We start from the raw sequence: 23,276 nt of genomic DNA on the forward strand, positions 1-23,276 counted from the left end.
CTTAAACTATGTTAAGCAGGGACTGACTCAGCATGCACGTGATTCGCCTTGATAAGGTCTGCTATTTTTTCAGCAATCATAATCGTCGGTGCATTGGTATTGGCACTGATTAAGGTTGGCATCACTGAAGCATCGATGACCCTTAGTCCACTCACGCCGCGTACTTTTACTTCTAAATCAACGACTGAATCGCTGTCTGAGCCCATACGGCAAGTGCCTACAGGGTGGTAGATAGTGTCTGATTTATTACGGATATAGCCAAGCATACCATCTTTTTCGATATAGGGAGCAGGATAGTCCTCAGTGATGTATTCAGCCATTGGCGACTCTTGCATAATGGCGCGCGTACGCTCTGCACCAGCGACCATATACTCTACATCTTTCGGATGCGAAAGATAGTTTGGATCAATTAATACGGCATCAGAGGGATTGGCAGAATCGAGTCTGACCGTACCACGGCTTTCAGGGCGTAAATAGCAGGTATGACAAGAAACGGCAAAACCCCGTCTAAGATCACGTCCGTGTTCAATCACGCGAGATATCACAAAATGCAGCTGGGTATTTGGCCATTCTTGTGGGTCGTCACCGACACTAAAGAACGCGCCTGCTTCTGCATAATTGGTAGATAACAGACCTGTGCCATCTTTTCGCCATTGCCGAATACTTTTGGTCAAGGTTGAAATAGTTGCTATACCAAGACCGATGACATCGGTAGTATTGACCTCGTAATCAAAGACGACATCTAAATGATCTTGTAAGTTACCGCCAACGTCGGGTGCATCTACCAATACATCGATGCCATGAGACTGCAAATGTTCAGCAGGACCAATGCCTGATAGCATCAACACTTTAGGCGAGCCGAAAGCGCCGCCTGATAGGATGACTTCACGATGTGCCATGACAGTATGTTTGACACCATCCTTTTCATAAACCACACCAGTCGCTTGTTTGTCTTCAATGATGACTTGGTTGGCTTGTGCATGGGTAATAACGGTCAGATTTGAGCGGCTTTGGACAGGATGTAGATAGGCTGCAGCGGCAGAGCAACGTTGACCTTGCTTTTCACCATGAAAATGGGTGACTTGATATAATCCTGCACCGTCTTGTTTTTTGCCGTTAAAGTCATCATTTTGATCTAAACCATTGGCAATGGCAGCTTCTACAAAGGCTTTTGAGATATCACGTGGACTTAGTAAATCACTGACATGCAGTGGTCCACTATCACCATGCAGCTCGTCCGCGCCGTGGATATTGTTTTCTGATTTGATAAAGTAGGGCAGTACATCATCAAAACCCCAGCCTTCGCAACCTTGCTCCACCCAGCGCTCATAATCTAGCGCACTGCCGCGGGTATAAATCATGGCGTTGATAGCGGATGATCCACCTAAGCATTGCCCACGTGGTTGGAAGCCGCGTCGATTATTGAGATGAGTTTGAGGGGTAGTGTGAAAGCACCAGTTATTTAACTTTAATGGCTTACCTGGTACCATCAAAATCAGCCCAGCAGGCACACGAACTGCGAGGTCCTTGCCTTCACCACCATATTCTAATAAACAGACACTGATGTCTGGATTTTCTGTCAGCCGACTGGCAAGCACACAGCCTGCAGAGCCACCGCCCACGATGACGTAATCAAACGTTTTATCAAGTTCCATTTTATCTTCCTTATAGCATCCATGCCAATCAAAACGAGCTTTTCAAAGTAAGCTATGCTTTACAGTATCTATTATTTTGCCAGAATAATAAAATAAAAATGACTAGAGCGTGTAGATAGAGAAAATAGACTATCACTAGGAGCCTATTGATAAGTTCTGTGATGTTACCTAGGGCGTGTTATCGATTAGCATATTTATATTGAGCAAACTTTTGAACGTACGATAAAGCGCTTACCTTCTGGTATTTCTAACGAAAAACTGGCGCCACGCCCGTCCACCACGTCAATGGTCAAATCCGTATTTTGCCATAATTTGTGCTGCGCTTTGCCCATATAAAATGGACAACCAGCAATCTCACCGACCAATACATCTTGGCCGCCTACCTTAAACTCACCTAGCGGGTAACACATAGGCGAGCTACCATCGCAGCAGCCACCAGACTGATGAAACATCAGTTCACCGTGCTTGGATTTAAGTAGCTCAATCAAGTCTACGCAGGATTCTGTCGCTGTAACGTTCATAATGATTTCCTTATCATTAAAATATGATTGTAGAAGACGTCTCATTAAGTACGAGTGTCTTATTAAGTATAGGAGTCTTATTAAGCATAAACCTCATACCCATATTGGGCGAGAATATAAAAAGCCGTATCGTTTTCACTCACATCACTTATAGCATGTGAATGAAAACGATACGACTGATGGTTTGTGATTAAATGTGTGAAGCATTAAGACAATATCAAAATCTCACAAGCAATATAGTCAATCCTCTATAAAAGAGTTACAGCGTTAACCTCACTTGAGGTATCACATATACATCTGCGCTCGGTTGCCTTGTCTCTCTTTTAAACTGAATAAACTATAACTACATACTGTAGTCAATCACAATGCGACCTTCGATTTTGCCGTTACGCATACGCTCAAAGATATCGTTGATGTTCTCTAACGGCTCCGCGGTAACGGTGGCTTTTACCTTGCCTGCTGCTGCCATGTCCAGCGACTCTTGTAAGTCGAGTCGCGTACCAACGATGGAGCCACGAATGGTAATACCGTTGAGCACCGTATCAAAAATAGAGACAGGGAAGTCACCGGTTGGTAAGCCGTTAAAGACCACCGTGCCACCACGTCGAACCATGCTTAACGCTTGATCGAACGCGATAGCAGATACGGCTGTTACTAGCACACCATGGGCACCGCCAATTTCTTCTTTTAGATACTCGCCAGGATCGGTATTTTTTGCATTAACGGTAATGGTCGCGCCTAGTTTTTTGGCAAATGCGAGCTTTTCGTCATCGATATCGACTGCCGCAACGTTGAGTCCCATGGCAATGGCGTATTGTACTGCCATATGACCAAGACCACCGATACCAGAAATAACGACCCAATCACCAGGCTTGGTATCGGTCATTTTTAGACCTTTGTACACGGTGACGCCTGCGCATAAAACGGGTGCAATTTCTATCGAGTCAACACTTTCAGGGATGATACCGACGTAGTTGGCATTGGCCAGTACGTATTCTGAAAAGCTACCATTGACTGAATAGCCTGCGTTTTGTTGACGCTCGCATAAGGTTTCCCAGCCGCCTAAACAATGGGTACAGTGACCACAAGCAGAGTAGAGCCAAGGCACACCAACGCGGTCGCCTTCTTTTACATGGGTCACACCTGCGCCAACGGCAGTAATCAGGCCAACGCCTTCATGTCCAGGGATAAATGGCGGACTTGGTTTGACGGGCCAATCGCCTTCAATGGCATGCAAGTCGGTATGACAGACACCGGAGGCTTGCATCTTGACAACGATTTCACCCGCGCCTGGCGTTGGAATATCAACTTCTTCGATCTGTAATGGTTGATTAAACTCATGTAATACGGCGGCTTTCATCTTATTGCTCATATAGTTCTTCCTTGTTAGATTTTCTGCATAAAAATAATCTGTGAATGTACCTAACACACTTTGCAACCTCGATTGCAAAGTGCTTCGAACTGGGGCTTAAAAGAACCCCATTTTTTTAGGATCGTAAGACACCAGCATGTTCTTGGTTTGTTGATAATGATCAAGCATCATCAAATGGTTTTCACGGCCGATACCAGACTGTTTATAACCACCGAATGCAGAATGCGACGGATAGATGTGATAGCAGTTCGTCCATACGCGACCCGCCTGAATACCACGTCCGAAGCGATATGCCTTATGTACACTACGCGTCCAAATACCAGCACCCAGACCATATAACGTATCGTTGGCAATTCTCATCGCATCTTCGTCATCTTTAAAAGTCGTTACCGCAAGCACCGGTCCAAAGATTTCCTCTTGGAACACGCGCATGTCATTAGTGCCCTCAAAGATAGTCGGCTGCACGTAATAGCCATCACCCAGATCACCGTCGTGTGTGGCTCTCTCGCCACCGACCAATACTTTAGCGCCTTCTTGTTTACCGATATCTAGATAAGATAGGATCTTCTCTAATTGATCTGAGCTTGCTTGTGCCCCAATCATCGTCTCCGTATCTAATGGATTGCCCATTTTGATGGCTTCAACACGGGCGATACAGCGTTTGATAAATTCATCATAGATACTCTCATGTACCAGTGCACGTGATGGGCAGGTACAGACTTCACCTTGGTTCAGCGCAAACATCACTAGGCCTTCAACCGCTTTGTCCAAGAAGTCATCGTCTTCATCCATGATATCAGCGAAGAAGATGTTTGGACTCTTACCGCCCAGCTCCAAGGTCACAGGAATGATGTTTTCACTGGCATACTGCATGATGAGGCGACCGGTTGTGGTCTCACCCGTAAAGGCCACTTTATTGATACGAGGGTTAGAAGCTAACGGCTTACCAGCTTCGACACCAAAGCCATTGACGACGTTTAATACGCCTTTAGGTAACAGGTCAGCCGCACCGATAATCTCTAACATATAGAGAATAGAGGCAGGGGTTTGCTCAGCAGGTTTGAGAACCACACAGTTACCCGCAGCAAGCGCAGGAGCCAGTTTCCACACGGCCATTAGGATAGGGAAGTTCCAAGGGATAATCTGACCAACAACGCCTAGTGGCTCATGGAAATGATAGGCAACGGTATCGTCATCGATTTGGCTGATGCCGCCTTCTTGAGCGCGAATGGCACTGGCGAAATAACGGAAATGGTCAACGGCTAGCGGGATGTCTGCTGCGAGTGTCTCACGCACCGGTTTGCCGTTTTCATAACATTCAGCAATGGCGATAGACTCAAGATTGGCTTCCATTTTGTCAGCGATTTTGAGGAGGATATTGGCGCGTTCTGTCACGCTGGTTTTGCCCCACGCATCTTTGGCAGCGTGAGCCGCATCTAGGGCTTTTTCGATGTCAGCTTCTTTTGAGCGGGCAACTTGGCAAATGACTTTGCCATCTATGGGACTGGTGTTGTCAAAGTATTCCCCATCAACAGGTGCAACCCATTCACCATTGATAAAGTTGTCATATTTTTCGCGGAATTGGACTTGGCTTTTTTCTGTGTTTGGATAGGGATATAACATTAACTGCTCCTTGTTGTTTTATGTATGAGGCAAGTCATATATAAGCAATTATTTATTACATCATCGTGTAAAATAAATGCTTATCTCATCGCCACCGAATCTTCCTGATCAAGTTCTCACTTCATACTACTCAAATTTTGAGCAGATTTATACTCACATTTAATAATAGCTAATGAATTAACTCATAAAATTTAGTTATGGAAAATGTGTCAGTTAAAAGGGTTCGTAAAGTGGATGTAGCTGTTATAATTATTGCCAATATTTTAGGCTACGGCATTTATAAAATTGCTGATGGCTGCTCTCTTTTCTTTTTCTTCTAAGTTATTGGTTGGTTTGGATATATGCGTCAATCTTCTGCTCTTGATATTTTAAAAACAGGTCAAAACGTCTTTTTGACGGGCTCAGCAGGTTCAGGTAAGACTTATACACTTAACCAATATATCGATTATCTACGCGCGCGCCGTGTACCTGTTGCTGTGACTGCGAGTACAGGCATTGCCGCCACTCATATGAATGGCACGACCATTCATAGTTGGTCGGGCATTGGTATTAAGGATGAACTGTCTGACCGCGACTTGACCAATTTATCACGTAAGCAGTTTTTGGCAGATAGATTAAAAGACACCGCGGTACTTATCATCGATGAGATATCCATGCTGCATGCCAAGCAGATTAATTTGGTCAGCCAAGTGCTTAAGCATGTACGCAAAAATGACAAAGCTTTCGGTGGTATCCAAGTCGTTGTTGCAGGAGACTTTTTTCAGTTACCACCGATTGGCAGTAAGGGTGAGAGTAATCGTGAAAAATTTGCCTTTATGTCGGAAGCTTGGCTCGATGCCAAGTTTCACATCTGCTACTTATCTGAGCAACATCGACAGGTCAGTGAAGCGGCGAATGGTGGGCTTGATTTGGACGATATTCTCAATCAAATCCGTCGTCAAGAAGTGACTTTTGAGGCGATTGCTGCCTTAGAAGCTACCTTTGATCAAAATGTCGATATTAAGCGTACGCGTCTTTATACGCACAATCTCAACGTCAATAAAATCAATGACAAAGAGTTGGCTGATTTATCTGGCGAGATGATGCGCTTTGAAGCCACGTCTGTTGGCGATAGTAAACTGGTTGAGACTCTAAAGAAGACGGTTCGTACTCAAGATGACTTGGTATTAAAAGTTGGCTCAAAAGTGATGTTTATCAAAAACAATACCGAGCTTGGCGTGTCTAACGGTACGATGGGTGAGCTGATTGGCTTTGCTGCTGTGAAAATTGATGATAGCAAAGACGATAATGACGATTTAATCGAAGACGATGATATTGGTAGCGATAAAGACAGTAATGTTGGTAATGAGAAAAAGACTGCAAAAAGCGCAAAAGAAAAAGCCAAAAAAGATAAAGCAAAAGTTAAGAAGCCGACGACACAAAAAATGCCAGTGGTTAGGTTAAATACTGGGCGTGAGGTTATCGCTGAGCCAGAAGAATGGATTATCGAGGACGAGACGGGCGATGTGCTGGCAAGCTATGAGCAAGTGCCATTATGTCTAGCTTGGGCGATTACCATTCATAAGTCGCAAGGTATGACGCTTGAAGCTGCTGAGATTGACTTGTCACGTACCTTTGAGCTTGGGCAAGGATATGTGGCATTATCACGGTTAAAATCGCTGGCAGGTCTTCAGTTGCTCGGTATGAATGAAATGAGCTTGCAGCTTGACCCACTGGCACGCGGTGCAGATAAGCGCTTTTTAGTGCTGTCTGATGAAGCGGATGCCAATTATGCAATGCTTGATGAAGAAAGTATGACACAGGCACATGAGAAGTTTATTCTTAAATCAGGCGGTACATTAAGCAAGTCAGTGATTGATGCCTATGCCACTCTACAAACAAAGCGCCGTGAACAGCAGCAAGCGCAAATAGGAAAAAAACAGAAACTTGGCAATCAAGTGTCTGATAAGTCAGACAGTACCTTACTCGCCACACGAATACTTCTTGAAGAAAGTTTATCTATCGCGGAAATATCGCAAGCACGTCAGCTGTCACAGTCTACCATTATGCGCCATATTGCTGAGCTGAAATCTCAAGACCCTAGCCTCGCTTGTGATCATTTGCGTCCAGAAGATGAGGTTATGACGGCAGTGGGCAATGCCTATGTGGCGATTAAAGTTGCTAATAACCCAAATGATTTTAATGATGATGGTAGTATTAAGCTGCGTCCGATATTTGAGCATTTAAAACAAAGCGCTGATTACAATACCATTCGTTTGGCATTGATATTTATTACTCCGTAGTCATTCTTAAGTCATAAGTACATTTTTTAAAAGATAACTCTTTTGTCTGCAACTGTTTTATTCGCGACTGCCTATATAGTTAATTCACTTTTAAAAGGGTGCAGAGCTACTGGGGTTAATTATTCGCAGCCTCTGTCTGCGTAGGCACAGCAAGCAAGAAAAGTTAACCCCAGTAGTACCTTATAACATTTGTATTTCTTTTATTCGCGAACGACTATAGTCAGATGAAAATAAAAATGTTATGAAAATTTGAACGCGCTATTGGTATAAATTTTACTGGCGTGCTGCGTTCCCAGAGGCTGCGTAAAATTCATACCAATAGCGCTATAACACTTTTGTAGTAAACTCACTATATATTCTGCGTGGCGCTTTTTTGATCAGCCGATGGCATTCAATTTTAGCCTTCATTTTTTATTTCTATTACAGCGATAACTTGTTATGCCTGATTTTTCTAGTGCTACCTACCGTTTGACGTCTAATCCTGCTACAGCAGGGTTTCATACGACCAGTGACCAGACTCAGCCTTTGAGAGTGGCTATCAATGGTTTTGGTCGTATTGGTCGCAATGTATTGCGTGCGTTATTAGAGCGCTTTGAGGTGCTAGGACGTGCTATTCATGTGGTCGCGATTAATGATTTGGCCCCTGCCGAAACCTTATTACATTTACTGAGGTTCGATAGCACACATGGGCGTTTGAGCCAGCTTGGCGTGACAGCGGATATCGTACAAGATGGCTTCACTGATCATCAGCAAAAGCCCTGTGCGACAGCAAAAAATGATATTCAGCTGTGCTTGACCAAAAATAATCTTACTTACTGCATTCGTTTATTATCAAGAGAAAACCCAGAGACACTGCCATGGAAAGAGTTGCAGGTCGATGTGGTGCTTGAGTGCACCGGACACTATCGCTCATATGAGCAGGCAAGCTTGCACATAGAGGCGGGTGCCAAACAAGTGATTATCGGTGCCGCACCCTTTGACCATGTCGATGCTTGTATCGTGATGGGCGTCAATAGCGATGCTTTGACGCGTGATCTGCCTATTATCTCTAGCGTCTCTTGTACCACTCAGGCGCTCGTACCGCTTATTGATACCCTTGATAAGGCGTTTGGCGTTGAGTCGGCGATGATGACTGAGATTCATGCAGTGACGGCTGATCAAACCGTACTTGACCAAGCGCACCGTGACCTAAGGCGTGCGCGCGCCTCTGGTTATAATATCATTCCGACGACTTCCAGCAGTATCGCTGCTACGGAACGCGTGTTACCAAATATGGTGGGCAAGATAAATGGTCATTCAATAAGAGTGCCAACTATTGATGTCGCCGCTATTGATGTGACGTTTGTATTTGAGACGCCAAATGTCAGTATTGAAGCAATACGTGACGTTTTAAAATCAGCGAGTCAGGCGCATTTAGCGACGATCATGGACTATACGGACGAACCGCTAGTCTCAAGTGACTTTATCCATCAGACTGAATCATTGATTATAGATGGGCAACAACTGATGCAAGTCGGCAATCAATACAAGGTTTTTGCTTGGTACGACAATGAATGGGGCTATGCCAATCGCATGCTTGATATGTGCTTGCATCTTGCTTCAAACAAGCTTTAGACTCATGATTATAAGCCGTTTAAAAAATAATTTAATTTTTTTGACATAACTGCTTGCATTCTCATTTCAGATCGCTATAATGATGCACAAATGGAGACGTGGCAGAGCGGTTGAATGCACCGGTCTTGAAAACCGACAAGGGTTAATAGCCCTTCGAGAGTTCGAATCTCTCCGTCTCCGCCAAATTCGAAAATCCCCAATCATTGCTGATTGGGGATTTTTTTATGTTGCTGTTTTATATTGCTATAGATTTTAAAACCTTTGTTTTATTTGGCTAGTAACTCGTCAAATTTGATTTCCTGCCCATCCGCTAATATCATTTTACCTTCAGTGATTTCAATGCTCACTCCTGTGTTATTTTTAATAGCACGCATAACATTGATGTCTTCAATACTGCTCTCAATGATTATCTTGCCAGATTGTTCTGGAGCGATAGGCGGCTCAAACTGGGTTAATGGCACGTTGAAGCGTTTATTTTTGGTCAAACGTTTCTCTTTCATCGTGAGAGTACCTTGAAAACTTTCGATAGCTACTTTGCCATGATTTGACAGCATAAACTGTAGCTTGACTTGGTTTAAGCTATCACTATCGCTGGTTTTGACTGGTAATAGGGCAACAGGATAGTTGAGGTGATTGGCAGTTTCGAGCTTTTGACTGGTTACAATGGGACTTTTCTTACCCGTTGGGTTGTTTGGATGTAGGCGCTCATATTCGCGCTGCTGGATCAAAGCTTGTTTAATAGTAATACGCGGCATCGCGCCTGATTCATAGGCGCTACTAAGCTTCATACGTAGCATATAACGGCTGAGAAGCTTTCTATCTGCTTCAGGTAGACGCTCAAAGGTATCGCCCAGTGTCTTTTGCCACTGATCAGAGTTGGTCGGTATTGTTTGCTGGCTAGGATCTACTTGCGGCTGCGAGCAACCGTACAGGGCAGGAAACAGCCCCAAGCTCACAGTCAATAACACAACTTTGTTTAAACGTTTGTATAAACCCATTATCTGATACCTCCATATGAGCCGTGATAGTTGTTATCTTAATGTATTGTATCTCACAGTTGTGTATGTTTATTTATCGCTAAATAAAGGTGAGTACAGTATTATCAATCGCAAAAAAAGACCAAGCACCGTTAGGGTAACTTAGTCTTTATTAAGGCTTCGAATATTAGCTACTCAAGCGGTTAAATACTCAAATGCTACTGCTATTTATTTTCTTGCAGATCAGACAATGAATGGGTGATATTGTTATTGTGAGTCACCACAATCGCCTCATCAATAATACGCTGGCTCACGCCTTTTTTGCGTAATGTCTCAATAAAAACTTCATCATGGGCAAGCGTATAGTCTTGATGGTCACGATCAAGACCTTGACGGATATATAGGCGAATCAAGCCTTGAATACGCTTAAATCCAAGCTCTGATGCGGTCGCCGTTAAAAGCTCAATCATCTCTTCAGAGAGGCGAATACTGATAGGGCGCATGATTTTTTGCGGATGATCAGAAAACTTATTTTTTATACGTGCAGGTATCATAATAAACCATTACTATTAGTGAGTAGGAATAAAGCACTCAGGCAAAACTGACTTAGTCATATGTACTCTTACCATACAACAAAAGTCCCCAAAAGAACACCGAAGCTGCATTAATAGCCATATTAATAAAGCACTAATAAATACAAGCCAAAAAAAACCTCCATCAAATAAGTGATGAAGGTCTTTTCGTATATGGCTCTCCAACCTGGGCTCGAACCAGGGACACACGGATTAACAGTCCGTTGCTCTACCAACTGAGCTATTGGAGAATAATTGGTAATAACATCAAGTTTTACAAAGGCTTTAATATGCCCAATTGCTTGTCTTGTTTGCGTTATGTGGGGCACATTTTAGCCAAGTAGTCATGAGCTGTCAACCTTATTATGAGATTAATTATAAATCTAATCATAATTGTCTAAATATCGACCATAACACTATTATTTTATCTACTTTAATAACATGTTGATGACTCAATAATAGAACAACCACTATCTATTTGAGCAAACTATAGTGAATTCAGTATTAAAACGATACAGTAAGACTGAGATGAATTTTACGCAGCCTCTGTCAGCGTAGTCACAGCATGCCAGAAAAATTTATACCAGTACTGCGTTGGAATATAACGTATCTGTTTTATTTAGAATTGACTATATTAAAGCAAAAAAATATCCTTACCGTATAATTGATATAGATAAATATCGCGCATCAAGATAAAGGACAAAAGCAGTGACCACCTTAAAATATATTGCTCATTATTCTGAGAACATCCAAAATCAAGCTGCCATGTTAATTAGTAGTGGCAAATTGGGCGATTATTTGGATAAAAACTATCCCGAGAGACACCAAATCCAAAACGACAAGGCGTTATATCACTATATTAATGACATAAAAAATCAGTATATGCGCAAAAGCAATCCATTGTCTCAAGTGACTTATAACAGTAAGCTCACCGTACTCAAACATGCGCTGGGTATTCATACTTACCAGTCTCGCGTGCAAGGCAGCAAGCTTAAAGCGCATAATAGCATTACGGTCGCAAGCTTATTCAAAGAGGCGCCGCCTGAGTTTTTGCGGATGATTGTCGTCCATGAATTGGCGCACTTTAAGGAGCAGGAGCATAACAAAGCGTTCTATCAGCTTTGCTGTCATATGGAGCCTGATTATCATCAGTTGGAGCTGGATACGCGTTTGTGGTTGCAATGGCGTGAATGCTAATCTATCGTGGTTGGCATAATAAGGTGGATGAATAGGATAAGCTATGGTGTCGTCAGCGCAACAAGGGACTTTAGGCCATAAGCAAACATGGCTCCTTCCTCTGCTTTGTCTGCTCGCTGGCGGCGCTTTAATCGGTATTTCTACCAATTTGGCAAAATATGCAGGCGAGATTGGTCTGACGTCACTGGCATTTCTGTTTTGGTCCATTACAGGTGCTGCGGTTATTTTATTTGTTTATGCACTGTGGCGTCGTGAGCTACCGCCTTTAAACAAACCTATCCTCAGCTATTATTTTGTTGCAGCATTGGTCAGTGTTGCAGGTTCCAATTTAATATTTTTCTCAGCAATTCCCCATGTTGGCGCAAGTTTTGTCGCCTTGATTATCTCCTTGCCGCCGCTGCTTACTTACCTTGCTGCAATCGTGTTGCGTATAGAGCCATTTACTAAGCTTCGTGCACTTGGCGTGATCGCGGCACTTGCGGGCGCGGGCATATTGGCAGCACGTAAGTTTTCTGCGCCAGATGCCAGTGTATTTTGGATCGTCTTGACGCTTTGTGGTCCTGTTCTGCTCGCCATTGGTAATATTTATCGGACGCTATATTGGCCAGCCAATCTCTCTGCTAGTGCGCTTGCGCCTGGTATGCTGATTGCTGCATCAGGATTGCTAGCTCTGGTCAGTATTGTTCCTCATTACTCTTTAGCGGTTCCGATGACAGGGCTTTTACCGCTTGGTGTAATTGTGCTACAAGCATTTGTATTTGCTGCGCAGTTTTTACTGTTGTTTTTACTGCAAAAAACGGGCGGTCCTGTGCTGCTGAGCTTATTAGGGGCAGTAGGGGCGGTAGTCGGTGTGCCAATTGCTATTTTTTTACAAAATGAAAGCCCACCAGAAGGGCTAATCCTAGGCGCTTCATTAATCGCGCTGGGGGTAATATTGGTCACTTATGGTGGTGTAAAGATGATGAGAGCAGAGAAAGGGTCAGTAAGTGAATGATATGCCAACCTGCCAGCATTGTTATCTGAATGTCATGTTTTGTTAAAGTCACTGTGTTAAACGCCTGACTGTCTTGATTGAGCCTAAGGGTTATTTGGTATAATGCAAAAAATACATGAGATCGCATTATGAACGCCTTTATATCCGATTCTAGCCCTACCTTCAAACGTCATTCTTATAAACTCTTGCAAAGTACCGTGTGGTTAGTTGCTGCATCCGCCTTATTCGCCTGTAGCCAACCTGACAGTAGCGCGTCCAATTCAAGCTCCTTACAAAATGACAATGGCGCAGCAGTCACCGCAAATGTTGCTGAATCAAACGCTCAAACGGAATCGGCAATAACAACGCCAGCCAGCAATCCAGATTTATTAAAAAACGTCTCAGCAACGGTCTACAAAGATGCCAATTGCGGCTGCTGTAAAGACTGGATAAGTCATGCAGAAGATAATGGTCTGAGCGCCACTGCGCACGATGTTACGGATTTGGCAGTATTTAAAGAGCGCTACGGCGTACCAACTGAGATGCGCTCTTGCCATACTGCTGTCACAACCGATGGTTACGTCTTTGAAGGTCATGTACCAGCCAAATATGTGGCGCAGTTTTTAGAAAACCCACCAGTACAAGCCCTAGGTCTTGCGGTACCTGGTATGCCAGTTGGTAGTCCAGGTATGGAGTATCAAAATAAATTTGCGCCTTATCAGATTATGCAGCTTAATAAAGATGGTACCACTGAGGTCTATGCTGATATTGTCTCAACCGAGCAACAGCTATAAGCTAGCGCTTTTTTACTTTGTAATACCTAAATTAAATCGTTATTAGCCAAGGCGGTACCATGAATAATAAATTAAGCACCTTTGCTCTCGCTACTAGTGTCCTATTGGCAGTAAGTGCCTGTCAACCAGCCAATGATAAGGTTGACGTGACTGCCCCAGAGGATGCTGCATCGCAAGAAACCGTACAAGAAAATACTGCTGCAGCGGACCCGCATGCAGTTCATGACATGAGTGCAGGCGCTATGGTAGCAGACGGAACACCAATGACGGCTATGCTCAAAGAATACACTGACTCAATGACCAAAATGAATGAAGATATGATTGGTATGGATTATAACGATCCAGACGCGGCATTTGCTCAAGGCATGCTTGCTCATCATATTGGCGCGGTAGATATGGCAGAGATTGAACTAAAATACGGCACCGATGCAGAGATGCGTAAGCTTGCACAAGAAATCATCGACGCCCAGCAGTCTGAGATTGAGCAGATGAAAACATGGCTTGCCAACAATCCTGATGCCAAAATGCCAACAGCGGATACTAAAGCCATGCAGCAAGCTTATGCTAAGGGTATGGATGCGATGCATGGTGACATGATGAAAGGTATTGCTGACCCAGTACCAGATATGGCATTTGCTCGTGGCATGTTACTTCATCATACTGGGGCAGTCGATATGGCAGAAACGCAGCTTAAATATGGTAAAAATCCTGAGATGCGTAAGCTGGCGCAAGAAATAATCGATGCACAACAGCCTGAAATTGAGCAGATGCAAAGCTGGATTGCAGCAAATAAAAGTTAAATTTAACACCTAAACTTTAATACTTAAACCTTACTATAATGAAATGTAGACCCTTTATTTACTAAGTATTTTGCAATTTGAAGTATAAAAAAGCAGCCTCTAAAGGCTGCTTTTTCGATGTCAGTAGCTCAAAAGGCTATGGTAAGAATAACTACTTTTCACCACACTCACAGCATTTCGAACAGCGATCACATTTATCACAAGTTGATGCCGCGCTACAGCCGCACTTTGGGCAGGTACAGCCAGTATTATAGTGGATGGTCGGTATCAATGAGTGTACGTTATCTTTAGAAGTCATTTTCATAACAAATCCTCTTCCTTGATCGTTTATTCAGTCTGGCAATAATCGCTACCGCAATCAGTGGTTTTATTGTTAATACATTATAATAAATAGTGCTCGTTAACATAAGTTCTCTGCTGATAAAACGGTGGAGATAATTTTGTTAAAGTAACCACTAGATAAGTAACTATGACGAATATTGTAGTGGCTGATGTTAGAGCACATAACTGGTTACGATTATCTAAAACCACGCTTAGTATATGACAGAAAAAAGGAGTATAAGTATTCTGGTTATTCCTTTTCTGGACCTAAGCTATGTATGTGGGCATACCGTATCGGTTATTAAATAAATTTATCGTTGTAATAAGCCTTATTGGTGTCGGTGTTGCCTTAATTGACAGTGGTTTTACATTGTCCGCATGGTTACAACAAGTGTTTCACCTGTTTTATATGAGTATCATTTTACTCAGTTTTGTCACTACGCTAAGACGTTATATACGTCCAAAAACACGCCTGACGGTCAATAAAGTAGCTGTCTTTGATTTGCTGACCAGCATTGCCATTTTAATCTTGCTCGTCCTACATTTTACTGAATTGTTTCAATCTGGATTGTCTACGCCCGCTGATGGTTTTATTGCCATCAAGATTGCCGTACTAGTCACTTTCATTCGTGAAATATCAGATAATAATTTTAGTCTTAACCGAGCCTTTTTAAACCCCGGTCAATTTTTCATCTTAAGTTTTTTATCAGTGATACTGGTCGGATCATTATTGCTGATGATGCCAAATGCTACAAATCAACCCATCTCCTTTATAGATGCCTTATTTACCGCGACCAGTGCCGTCTGTGTAACTGGATTGATTGTCGTCGATACCGCAACCCATTTCACTACCTTTGGACAAGTGATTATCCTAGGTCTTATACAAATTGGTGGTCTTGGCATTCTAACTTTTGTGACTTATTTTAGTTACTTCTTTAAGGGTGGTATCAGTTACGAGACCCAGCTCAGTATCAGTGAGATGACATATTCGCCACGTATGGGCGATATGGTGACAACCTTAAAGTCTATTTTATATGTCACCTTTGGTATTGAGGCACTGGCAGCAATACTGATTTATATAAGTGTTTATGATTTGGCAGGCATGAGCATATTTGAGCGTTTATTCTTCTCTGTATTCCATGCCGTTTCGGCATTCTGTAATGCTGGATTCTCTACTTTTAGTGCGGGGTTATACGATGAATCACTGCGCTTTAATTATCCTTTACAGCTGATTATCAGTATTACCTTTTTATTTGGCGGTATGGGCTTTTTGATTGTCGTTAACTTGCTCCGTTATCTGCGTCACCGTATGCAAAGAGCGCTGTGTCGTGATGGACAGCGCTATGCCTACCAGCCGTGGCTGTTGAGTATCAATAGTCGGATCACTTTAATCACCTCTGGCGCTTTGCTGTTAGTAGGGCTGATTGGGGTGATGATGTTTGAATATCATGGTGTGTTGGCTGAGCACAGCAGTTGGTATGGCAAGCTGGTAGCGGGGCTTTTTACTGCTGCGACACCGCGAACCGCAGGCTTTAACAATATCGATATGAATGCCTTGGCTTTTCCAACCATCATGCTGACCATTTTTTTGATGTGGATTGGGGCATCTCCAAACTCTACTGGTGGTGGTATTAAAACCAGCACCTTTGCCATTGCTTTCCTAAATACCTTGAGTTTGGCGCGTGGACAGACCAAAGTCGAAGTGTTCAAACGCGAAATTGCAGATAACTCAATTCGCCGTGCGTTTTCTGTTATGTGGTTGTCCTTATTGGTCATTGGGCTGGGCGTGACTTTGATCAGTTATGATCAGCCTGAGCTTGATTTGATTAAAGTGATATTTGAGTGTTTTTCAGCCTATAGCACGGTGGGATTAAGCTTAAATCTGACGACGGAGCTGTCTACTTTTAGCAAGCTTGTGGTGTCATTCATTATGTTTGTTGGGCGTGTCAGTATGCTGACGATTTTTATTGCCTTACTCAAAAATAGACATGAGCGTAACTACCGTTATCCAACGGAAGAGATTACTATTAACTAACCCGTCCCATCACTACCACTATAGTATAGAAGTGAGTGACAAGGAGTATTATGAAATTCATTATCGCAGGTTTGGGCAGTTTTGGGTCTTCGCTTGGTATGGCGCTGACCAGTCAAGGTCATGAGGTCATTGCTATCGATAGCAGTATGCAAAAGGTTGAAACCTATAAAGAAGTGATTACTCATACCATCTGTATGGATGCGACCGATGAATATACGGTCAATGGTCTACCGATTAAAGATACTGATATTGTCGTGGTAGCTATTGGTGAAGACCAAGGTGCCAATGTCATGGCGACAGCGCTATTTAAAACGCTAAAAGCGCGGCGTTTGATCAGTCGTAGTATCAATCCACTACACGAAAAAGTCCTACAAGCGATTGGGGTTGATGATATTTTTCATCCTGAGAAAGAGGCGGCAATGCGCTGGGCAAAACGGCTGTCCTTGCGTTATTTTGTAGACTCGTTCGAGTTAAGTGACAACTTTAGTATTGTCGAGATTAGCATTCCTACTGATTTGATTGGTAGAACCATCGGCGAGCTACAGCTTGAACACCGATTTAGTATCAAATTGCTCAGCACCATGCGTTATGAACACTATGAAGACAGCTTCGGTCGTATGCAAACCAAACCAAATATACAAGGCTTGGCAGCACCTGAACAAGTACTACAAGATAATGATGTACTGGTCATTTATGGTGCTAATGAACATATTAATAAGTTTTTACGTAGTGTTGGGGTTAAAGCCCGTTAAATAAGGAAAGAGGCCATGAGAAAATATCGAGTATCTATGCTATGTCTGACTGCCCTGATATTGTTTTCAGGCTGTGATCGGTCTATACAAGATCCAAATGTGATGTTTTCAGAGAAGCATAAGGACCCAATTCAAGAGTTGGAAAAAACGTCAAAAGAAACGGATCACAGCCAGTTTGGCTACAAACAAACGTTTTATGTGCCCATATATTCAGACATTTATACTGATAGAGACAATCGCAAAGTATTGCTTTCTGCAACACTCAGCGTGCGTAATACCACGTTAAAAAAATCATTGTATATCAATAAAATTGATTATTATGATACTGATGGTGCCTTAGTAAAGTCCTACTTAAGAGCTCCTATTGAGCTACCAGCGATGGCAACTCTAAATTATATTGTCGAAAAAGAAGAGGATAAAGGGGGTTCTGGTGCCAACTTTATCATTGAAGTAGAAGGGGTGGACGACACCGTTACGCCTGTCATTGAGGCAGTCATGATTGGTAATTTTAGCAATAAAGGTTTTGCTTTTAGTACAGAGGGTACGCCTGTTGTGCATTGATAAATGTATGCCTCAGTGTGAATAATCATCAAGAGTTTCATATCTATTAAGATTTGAGTGTCGAGAATCTACTGATGAACGTATTAGATCTAAGTAAAGGTAGATCAGTTTTGTGAAAAGACTTATCTTCAGTCTTGCTGTTTTATTTTATAAGGTTATTAATAATACACGGTCACAGTCACCCTATCAGAATAGCTATCAGGGGTGACATCAGTGTTCGGTACAGTAACGTACACTGTATGGGCTTTCGCCGCACCATCTCCTGTACCTGTTACACCATTGGTGAGGGCGGCATAAGTATTTCCGTTATTGCCCCATTCTGTACCGCTTGCATCAGATTGCAGCTGATAAGGTAAGGTAGACTTGCCATTGGTTCCTGCCATAATGCCCTTACCAGTCGTATTGTCATTAGAAGGCGTTAAGCCAATCTTATAGGAAGTAGCATTGGTGCAGGTGACAGCGATGTTATTGTTACTAGTAATATTAGTTGCGCCTGCTGAATGTATGCCTAAATTAATATCGGATGTCGCATTGATAAGACAGCTGGAAAGGACCGTTGCTTGGACAGTGAAAGTGAATTGAGTGCTACCCTGATCTACTGTTGCACAATCGGGCACCTGTAAGTCTGTTCCTATATCTACCGTCAGAGTTGTATGAATACCATCAAAATTATTAGCATGAACACCTTGTAGCGCGTTGACATTACCTTTTCCTGAAAGTAGAGAGGTATTAATAACTTCGCTACCTTGAATCTTGGAGTTTCCAGCGATAGTAAGGACGCTTGATTTATATTCTTTACCGAAGTTCCGATCGCCCCAAATTTCGCCATCTGACAATGTCATATTGAATGCTAATCTGGAGCTATTGGGTCCAGTCATATACCGTGCAGGAACAATTTGGCTCTCATTACTTCCGCTACCTGCAGCAAGACAAACTGATACTTTTGCGACCGTGTCGCTTGTATTCTCACATTCGTAGCTCAAGAGAGCAGTAATGTTGGCAGTGTCAGCATTAACAGGCGTGATAGAGCCGAGGTTAATAGAGCCACTATTCACGTTTGCTGTGCAGGTGACGTTGAGAGGTGTCTGAGCGTTATTAGGCGTCGACCAAACTGCAACGCAGAGAATAAAGAGTAAAGATAATAGGCGATAGCCGTAGTGAAGTATAGTAAATAGCTTTATCATTTCTGTGCCTTTTTACAGATAAAAGGTCCGAGGAGCGGAATCTCATCGCCTTGCTTGGTGTACTCAAAGCGCACGGTACAAATGCCATCAGCAGGGGTAGTGACCTCAAGTGTATTGTGGGCATCCAATGTATCCAAATATACCTCACCATCAAAACCCACTACAGTGGTTGGCGTATCTTCGTTGGAGATCAAGGTGACTTGACTGCCAAGGGCAATCGGTTGCTCATCGCTATCGATTAATACAATGGTTGCTGAGCGCACAGGGGTAATATCAAAAGCAACCATCACCCCTGCACGGTCGGTTGGGGTTGCGTCCAGACTGACTTTATTAATACGTAAGTCAGCAGGCAACTGCATGGGGTCGATACCAATCTTATTCTCTTGATAGGCATTGAGCGGTGTCACCAAAAGTAGCCCGCGGCGGTTGGTCGTGCCAATAGGATTGTTTTGCAATAGGACGGGCACATCAGCGATACCGCCGGTCGATACCACCGCAAATCCGCTATTAATTTGGCGCGCAGGAAACATGCCGCCGCCCATCATCACAAGTGACCCTGTGCCACTGGCGTAAGTGGCATAGCTGTCATCATTACTACTGATACCAGCCTGAACCCGTCCGTAGCGCCCAAGATAGCTTAGCTCAGCCAACGCGCCTGTACTGTCTTTAGCATTACTATTTAAGCTGTCGTCTGATTGGCTAGCCGCGCTGTGGCGTACCTGCGCGCGCCAATCAATGCCACCTGCGCTTGGCGCTGATTTTGAGATATCTGCTGTGATGATGTCTTGCGCTGCGGTGTGTTGCAAGCTACTTCGCATTGACATATTGCGATCTAGTGATAGCGATGCGCCTATCGACAGGCTACTTTTTGCTGATTGGTCAAAGTCATGGTTATAATTGAGGTTCATACTTACTCGTCTGCCAAAGGATTTGGACCAAGAGACACGGGCAAATCGCGTGTCCTCTTTTTCAGCTTGCGCAACCTGATGGTAACTTAGCCCAAAATTACCGAGCGTAGGTATGCTGTAACCCGTAGATATTTGCTCACTTCGATGTACAGGGGCATTGCCATATTGCGAGCCTACATCGCGATATACACCAGAAGTTCCCAGCGCATTAAAACCTATGTTAAAGCGGCGATTGTTCCATGAATAATTGGTGCTGTACTGCATGCCGCTTTGTCCCTCACTATGGCTTGCGGCTAGCGAGGCAAACAAAATACCACCAGCGCCCCCCAATAGCCAAGTCCCACCAACCCCTGCATTGGAGAGACCGTGCGTCACTTCGGCATGGGTTTCAGCGGTAAAACGGTTGGACACCCCATGGCGCCAAGTAGCACTGGCGGCAAGCGCATCTCCATAATCAAAAGATTCTGTACCATAATTTTCACGCACTGCGCCAAGCTCAACTGACCAATCAGACAGTCCGGGTTGGAGCAAACGATGGGTGTCATATAACGAAAAAGTTAGCGTCTTGCTTTGACCTAAGGCATCGGTGACTACCAGCTGCGCCGTTCCTGCACCACTAATGCTGGGCGCGGTGTCCAGCTCAAAGGGACCGGCGGGCACCTCACCGCTATAGTGTTTAAGACCATCAACAAACAGCTCTACCTTTGAGGGTAGGGTTGCTGAGCCAAAAAACGATGGCAACGGTGTGGTCGAGCGATAAGGCTGCAGATTAAAATTAGTACCGATTTGTAGACCGCCCAATCGTGTCGACCGCGTCCATGATAATGCACCGGTCAGAATATCGCCTGCCCGAACCGTCAGCAGTTTATCAGGGAAGGACTGACTCCAGCTGGTATCAAGGCGCACAGTTTGTCCATCCCATTGACTGTGACGACTGTCATTAGTAGCTGGTTTTGCAGTCGTTAAAGCGGTAGAGCTGACCACGCCAAGCGCATTAAAGGCGCGCAGCTCCGTATAGGCGCTCAGACTTTTAGTGCTATTCTGGTTTTGACTGCCATACAGGTTGTAGTTTAATAACAGACCGGGCGAAGCGCTCGCTTTTGGGCGCTTATTGGTACGCGTACTATGGGTAGTCGTATCTAGCTTAAGCATACTTAGGGGTGCGATAAGGGTCAATGTTTGCTGGCGCGCATCGTAGTCGATTTTTAGCTCAGACAGGCTGTCAAGGGCGATAGGGTCACGGCTTGCCTGTAGCGATGGAGGCAACACAAAGCTCAGCTGTTGCAAGATAGCTGCTGTTGCCCAAAGGCGCTCATCACGGTAGTCGAAGTGTACTAGACCCTTACTGGCACCATTCAGCGTGACGTCCAGATATAAATCCAGCCCTGCATCGTCATCATCACTATAACGGTCCAAATCAAGCTGAGCCAAATCCGCATCTATATTAGCCTGAGCAATGGTATCCGTTTGAGCCTGAATGGTAGGCGCTACCGCTGTCGCAGCAGGCAAAAAAGCAGCGCTGGTATCAACGCTGCTCGTAGAGATATCTTTATTCGGTACCGCAGCGTGGCTAATAGAGACGGCCACACCTTGTAAAAAAGCGGCATTAGCGAGTGTTTGTGTCCAGCGTGACGTCAGGTGTCGTCTGTGTACCATTTAGCATAACCTTGAATTTACCCCCAGAAGTTAAAACAGAAGGCAGTATTTTCAGTGTCCAGTTCATAGTCGCACCGGGTAACACATAACCAAGTAAACCTTGATGAATATCCGTACTCGTACCGGCCGCATCAGTAAAGCTCAGCCCTACTAATTTGGCATGACCATTACCAGTGTTCTTGACACGGAGTTTCACCTCTTTACCATCCGGTTGCAGATGAGTACTCCACTGCAATTGTGGACTGGTCTTAGCCACGTCAACCGGCTGAACAAAAACCGGTAGCGAGTAGCTCATCGCAAACTGTAGCCCGCTGGTGTTTTCAGGCAGCTTAACTGGCACCTCATTGACCAACAGTCGGTACGCGTCCTCAACTGCGCCTGCGCCTTGCGGCGGCGCTTTGGCGCGGATGATACGTACCAGCTGCCGCTCACCCGGCTGTAGCTCAATCATCGGCGGACTGGCAAGCAGTCCGCGCGACGGGGCAAGCGTGTCACCTGAATCATCCTGCGTCCACTGCTGCACCCGCACCTGCGCCTGCACCACAGTATTACTGGTATTACTGAGTGTCAGACCACTCGCCGTCTCGCGAGCTTGTAAGCTTAGCGAGATAGGTGATACCTGTAGGCCGGCTGCCACTGCCAAACTAGAGGACAGTAGCAAGCTAGAGATCAGCACAGGTCTAGCAATACGGCGTAACCAGAGACTTAACATGGCGATTAGTAGTTTACACCGATCGTAACAGTGTCGCTATAAACGTCCGGTAGAACGAGGTTCTTGTCGCCTGTCACTTTTGCATATACTGTAAAGGATTTGTTTTTCGCTTCCGTTGTACCTGTACCTGTACCACCTGTTGTTGCGTTACCTGTAGCTCCAGCAGCCCAAGGAGTAGCACCAGCTGCATCGGTAGCCAGCTGATAATCTAATGTAGCTAGATTACCAGAAGTTCCTTTTAAGGTGCCCTTACTTTCACCCGTATTGGTGGAGCCAGTTGTTGGTGTCATTGAAACACTGTAAGGGGTATCTAGAGAACAGGCTACCTTGACAATACTGCTTCCAATTGGAGCAGTCGCGTCAGTCTTAGCGGTTAGGGCAATGTTGTCGCCTGCTGTTACGACGCAGCTTTTTGCAACTGTCATTGCGACAGTAAAAGATCCTGAATCAGCAGCATTCGCAGACATAACAGCAAAACTACCAACGGCAAATACGGCCGCGGTCATAACCGATTTTTTAAATAACATGGTAAATCTCCAAAGGATTAGGTTTTTTTAGCAATTTCAATAATATAAAATTTGGGACTTAGCTGAAGACTAAAATTCACCGTACTAAGATCAGATATCTCAGTAATTTGGAACCTATCGGCACAGCGCAATTACCTGATAATAACAATATATATACAGTTTCTATATAAAATGAAACTATATGCAGATATTTGTATATACATTGTAACACAATATGTGTGCAACTGTACACTCAAATAT

General features: G+C 44.0%; 20 protein-coding genes and 2 tRNA genes. 11 read left to right on the top strand and 11 right to left on the bottom strand.

Annotation, left to right across the window (positions count from 1 at the left end):
• Positions 1–11: 11 nt before the first annotated feature.
• From JMX89_RS03480 to JMX89_RS03495, 4 genes are all read right to left on the bottom strand, one after another.
• Positions 12–1,655, bottom strand: coding sequence for a GMC family oxidoreductase (locus JMX89_RS03480; protein ID WP_201550861.1), 1,644 nt, complete (start codon positions 1,653–1,655; stop codon positions 12–14).
• Positions 1,656–1,849: 194 nt separating this feature from the next.
• Entirely contained in the window at positions 1,850–2,176 is a 327-nt protein-coding gene (locus JMX89_RS03485; RefSeq protein WP_025650612.1) for a DUF779 domain-containing protein, read from the bottom strand.
• Between the two features lie 343 nt (positions 2,177–2,519).
• Entirely contained in the window at positions 2,520–3,548 is a 1,029-nt protein-coding gene (gene adhP, locus JMX89_RS03490; RefSeq protein WP_025650611.1) for an alcohol dehydrogenase AdhP, read from the bottom strand.
• Between the two features lie 96 nt (positions 3,549–3,644).
• Positions 3,645–5,171, bottom strand: a complete 1,527-nt coding sequence (locus JMX89_RS03495; RefSeq protein WP_025650610.1) for an aldehyde dehydrogenase family protein — start codon at positions 5,169–5,171, stop codon at positions 3,645–3,647.
• Positions 5,172–5,512: 341 nt separating this feature from the next.
• Between JMX89_RS03495 and JMX89_RS03500 the strand changes: the two genes are divergently transcribed.
• The 3 genes from JMX89_RS03500 to JMX89_RS03510 all read left to right on the top strand — a co-directional run bounded on the left by JMX89_RS03500 (position 5,513) and on the right by JMX89_RS03510 (position 9,250).
• Positions 5,513–7,453, top strand: coding sequence for an AAA family ATPase (locus JMX89_RS03500; protein WP_201550863.1), 1,941 nt, complete (start codon positions 5,513–5,515; stop codon positions 7,451–7,453).
• A gap of 438 nt (positions 7,454–7,891) precedes the next feature.
• Positions 7,892–9,067, top strand: coding sequence for a type I glyceraldehyde-3-phosphate dehydrogenase (locus JMX89_RS03505; RefSeq protein ID WP_227672992.1), 1,176 nt, complete (start codon positions 7,892–7,894; stop codon positions 9,065–9,067).
• Positions 9,068–9,159: 92 nt separating this feature from the next.
• A tRNA-Ser gene (locus JMX89_RS03510) sits at positions 9,160–9,250 on the top strand.
• An 83-nt stretch (positions 9,251–9,333) separates the two neighbouring features.
• Here the strand turns inward: JMX89_RS03510 and JMX89_RS03515 are convergent.
• From JMX89_RS03515 to JMX89_RS03525, 3 genes are all read right to left on the bottom strand, one after another.
• A complete protein-coding gene (locus JMX89_RS03515; protein WP_201532214.1) occupies positions 9,334–10,065 on the bottom strand; it encodes a hypothetical protein in 732 nt (243 codons plus the stop codon).
• A 203-nt stretch (positions 10,066–10,268) separates the two neighbouring features.
• Positions 10,269–10,598, bottom strand: a complete 330-nt coding sequence (locus tag JMX89_RS03520; RefSeq protein WP_011514160.1) for a hypothetical protein — start codon at positions 10,596–10,598, stop codon at positions 10,269–10,271.
• Positions 10,599–10,791: 193 nt separating this feature from the next.
• Positions 10,792–10,867: transfer RNA gene (locus JMX89_RS03525), tRNA-Asn, on the bottom strand.
• Positions 10,868–11,324: 457 nt separating this feature from the next.
• Between JMX89_RS03525 and JMX89_RS03530 the strand changes: the two genes are divergently transcribed.
• The 8 genes from JMX89_RS03530 (at position 11,325) to JMX89_RS03565 (ending at position 18,049) form a co-directional block, all read left to right on the top strand.
• On the top strand, positions 11,325–11,813 hold the full coding sequence (locus JMX89_RS03530; RefSeq protein ID WP_201532215.1) for a M48 family metallopeptidase: 489 nt from the start codon (positions 11,325–11,327) through the stop codon (positions 11,811–11,813).
• 43 nt (positions 11,814–11,856) lie between these two features.
• Positions 11,857–12,807 (top strand): DMT family transporter, encoded by a 951-nt coding sequence (locus JMX89_RS03535; RefSeq protein ID WP_201550865.1) that lies wholly within the window; start codon positions 11,857–11,859, stop codon positions 12,805–12,807.
• A gap of 128 nt (positions 12,808–12,935) precedes the next feature.
• Positions 12,936–13,580 (top strand): DUF411 domain-containing protein, encoded by a 645-nt coding sequence (locus tag JMX89_RS03540; RefSeq protein ID WP_201550867.1) that lies wholly within the window; start codon positions 12,936–12,938, stop codon positions 13,578–13,580.
• A gap of 59 nt (positions 13,581–13,639) precedes the next feature.
• Positions 13,640–14,380 (top strand): DUF305 domain-containing protein, encoded by a 741-nt coding sequence (locus tag JMX89_RS03545; protein WP_181209829.1) that lies wholly within the window; start codon positions 13,640–13,642, stop codon positions 14,378–14,380.
• A gap of 77 nt (positions 14,381–14,457) precedes the next feature.
• Positions 14,458–14,634: a hypothetical protein gene (locus JMX89_RS03550; RefSeq protein WP_181209830.1), complete on the top strand. Its 177-nt coding sequence runs from the start codon at positions 14,458–14,460 to the stop codon at positions 14,632–14,634.
• 341 nt (positions 14,635–14,975) lie between these two features.
• Positions 14,976–16,736, top strand: coding sequence for a TrkH family potassium uptake protein (locus JMX89_RS03555; protein WP_201550869.1), 1,761 nt, complete (start codon positions 14,976–14,978; stop codon positions 16,734–16,736).
• Positions 16,737–16,786: 50 nt separating this feature from the next.
• Positions 16,787–17,488: a potassium channel family protein gene (locus tag JMX89_RS03560; RefSeq protein WP_011514154.1), complete on the top strand. Its 702-nt coding sequence runs from the start codon at positions 16,787–16,789 to the stop codon at positions 17,486–17,488.
• Positions 17,489–17,503: 15 nt separating this feature from the next.
• Entirely contained in the window at positions 17,504–18,049 is a 546-nt protein-coding gene (locus JMX89_RS03565; protein ID WP_149409190.1) for a DUF3124 domain-containing protein, read from the top strand.
• A gap of 158 nt (positions 18,050–18,207) precedes the next feature.
• On the opposite strand, the gene JMX89_RS03570 is transcribed toward JMX89_RS03565, so the two are convergent.
• The 4 genes from JMX89_RS03570 to JMX89_RS03585 all read right to left on the bottom strand — a co-directional run bounded on the left by JMX89_RS03570 (position 18,208) and on the right by JMX89_RS03585 (position 23,036).
• Positions 18,208–19,104: a spore coat U domain-containing protein gene (locus tag JMX89_RS03570; RefSeq protein ID WP_201550871.1), complete on the bottom strand. Its 897-nt coding sequence runs from the start codon at positions 19,102–19,104 to the stop codon at positions 18,208–18,210.
• A 125-nt stretch (positions 19,105–19,229) separates the two neighbouring features.
• The gene (locus tag JMX89_RS03575) at positions 19,230–21,797 is read right to left on the bottom strand and encodes a fimbria/pilus outer membrane usher protein (RefSeq protein ID WP_201550873.1); all 2,568 of its coding nucleotides are present in this window, start codon (positions 21,795–21,797) and stop codon (positions 19,230–19,232) included.
• Positions 21,748–22,509: a molecular chaperone gene (locus JMX89_RS03580; RefSeq protein ID WP_201550875.1), complete on the bottom strand. Its 762-nt coding sequence runs from the start codon at positions 22,507–22,509 to the stop codon at positions 21,748–21,750. The genes JMX89_RS03575 and JMX89_RS03580 overlap by 50 nt, the downstream gene beginning before the upstream one ends.
• A 5-nt stretch (positions 22,510–22,514) precedes the next feature.
• Positions 22,515–23,036 (bottom strand): spore coat protein U domain-containing protein, encoded by a 522-nt coding sequence (locus JMX89_RS03585; RefSeq protein WP_201532222.1) that lies wholly within the window; start codon positions 23,034–23,036, stop codon positions 22,515–22,517.
• Positions 23,037–23,276 lie beyond the last annotated feature (240 nt).

It is taken from the genome of Psychrobacter sp. DD43, assembly GCF_904846555.1.
In the GTDB taxonomy this organism is placed as follows: Bacteria; Pseudomonadota; Gammaproteobacteria; order Pseudomonadales; family Moraxellaceae; genus Psychrobacter; species Psychrobacter cryohalolentis.

Coding starts and splice junctions, on each gene's coding strand:
- JMX89_RS03480 (WP_201550861.1), bottom strand. CDS start 1,655: ATGGAACTTGATAAAACGTTTGATTACGTCATCGTGGGCGGTGGCTCT.
- JMX89_RS03485 (WP_025650612.1), bottom strand. CDS start 2,176: ATGAACGTTACAGCGACAGAATCCTGCGTAGACTTGATTGAGCTACTT.
- adhP (WP_025650611.1), bottom strand. CDS start 3,548: ATGAGCAATAAGATGAAAGCCGCCGTATTACATGAGTTTAATCAACCA.
- JMX89_RS03495 (WP_025650610.1), bottom strand. CDS start 5,171: ATGTTATATCCCTATCCAAACACAGAAAAAAGCCAAGTCCAATTCCGC.
- JMX89_RS03500 (WP_201550863.1), top strand. CDS start 5,513: ATGCGTCAATCTTCTGCTCTTGATATTTTAAAAACAGGTCAAAACGTC.
- JMX89_RS03505 (WP_227672992.1), top strand. CDS start 7,892: ATGCCTGATTTTTCTAGTGCTACCTACCGTTTGACGTCTAATCCTGCT.
- JMX89_RS03515 (WP_201532214.1), bottom strand. CDS start 10,065: ATGGGTTTATACAAACGTTTAAACAAAGTTGTGTTATTGACTGTGAGC.
- JMX89_RS03520 (WP_011514160.1), bottom strand. CDS start 10,598: ATGATACCTGCACGTATAAAAAATAAGTTTTCTGATCATCCGCAAAAA.
- JMX89_RS03535 (WP_201550865.1), top strand. CDS start 11,857: ATGGTGTCGTCAGCGCAACAAGGGACTTTAGGCCATAAGCAAACATGG.
- JMX89_RS03540 (WP_201550867.1), top strand. CDS start 12,936: ATGAACGCCTTTATATCCGATTCTAGCCCTACCTTCAAACGTCATTCT.
- JMX89_RS03545 (WP_181209829.1), top strand. CDS start 13,640: ATGAATAATAAATTAAGCACCTTTGCTCTCGCTACTAGTGTCCTATTG.
- JMX89_RS03555 (WP_201550869.1), top strand. CDS start 14,976: ATGTATGTGGGCATACCGTATCGGTTATTAAATAAATTTATCGTTGTA.
- JMX89_RS03560 (WP_011514154.1), top strand. CDS start 16,787: ATGAAATTCATTATCGCAGGTTTGGGCAGTTTTGGGTCTTCGCTTGGT.
- JMX89_RS03565 (WP_149409190.1), top strand. CDS start 17,504: ATGAGAAAATATCGAGTATCTATGCTATGTCTGACTGCCCTGATATTG.
- JMX89_RS03575 (WP_201550873.1), bottom strand. CDS start 21,797: ATGGTACACAGACGACACCTGACGTCACGCTGGACACAAACACTCGCT.
- JMX89_RS03580 (WP_201550875.1), bottom strand. CDS start 22,509: ATGTTAAGTCTCTGGTTACGCCGTATTGCTAGACCTGTGCTGATCTCT.
- JMX89_RS03585 (WP_201532222.1), bottom strand. CDS start 23,036: ATGTTATTTAAAAAATCGGTTATGACCGCGGCCGTATTTGCCGTTGGT.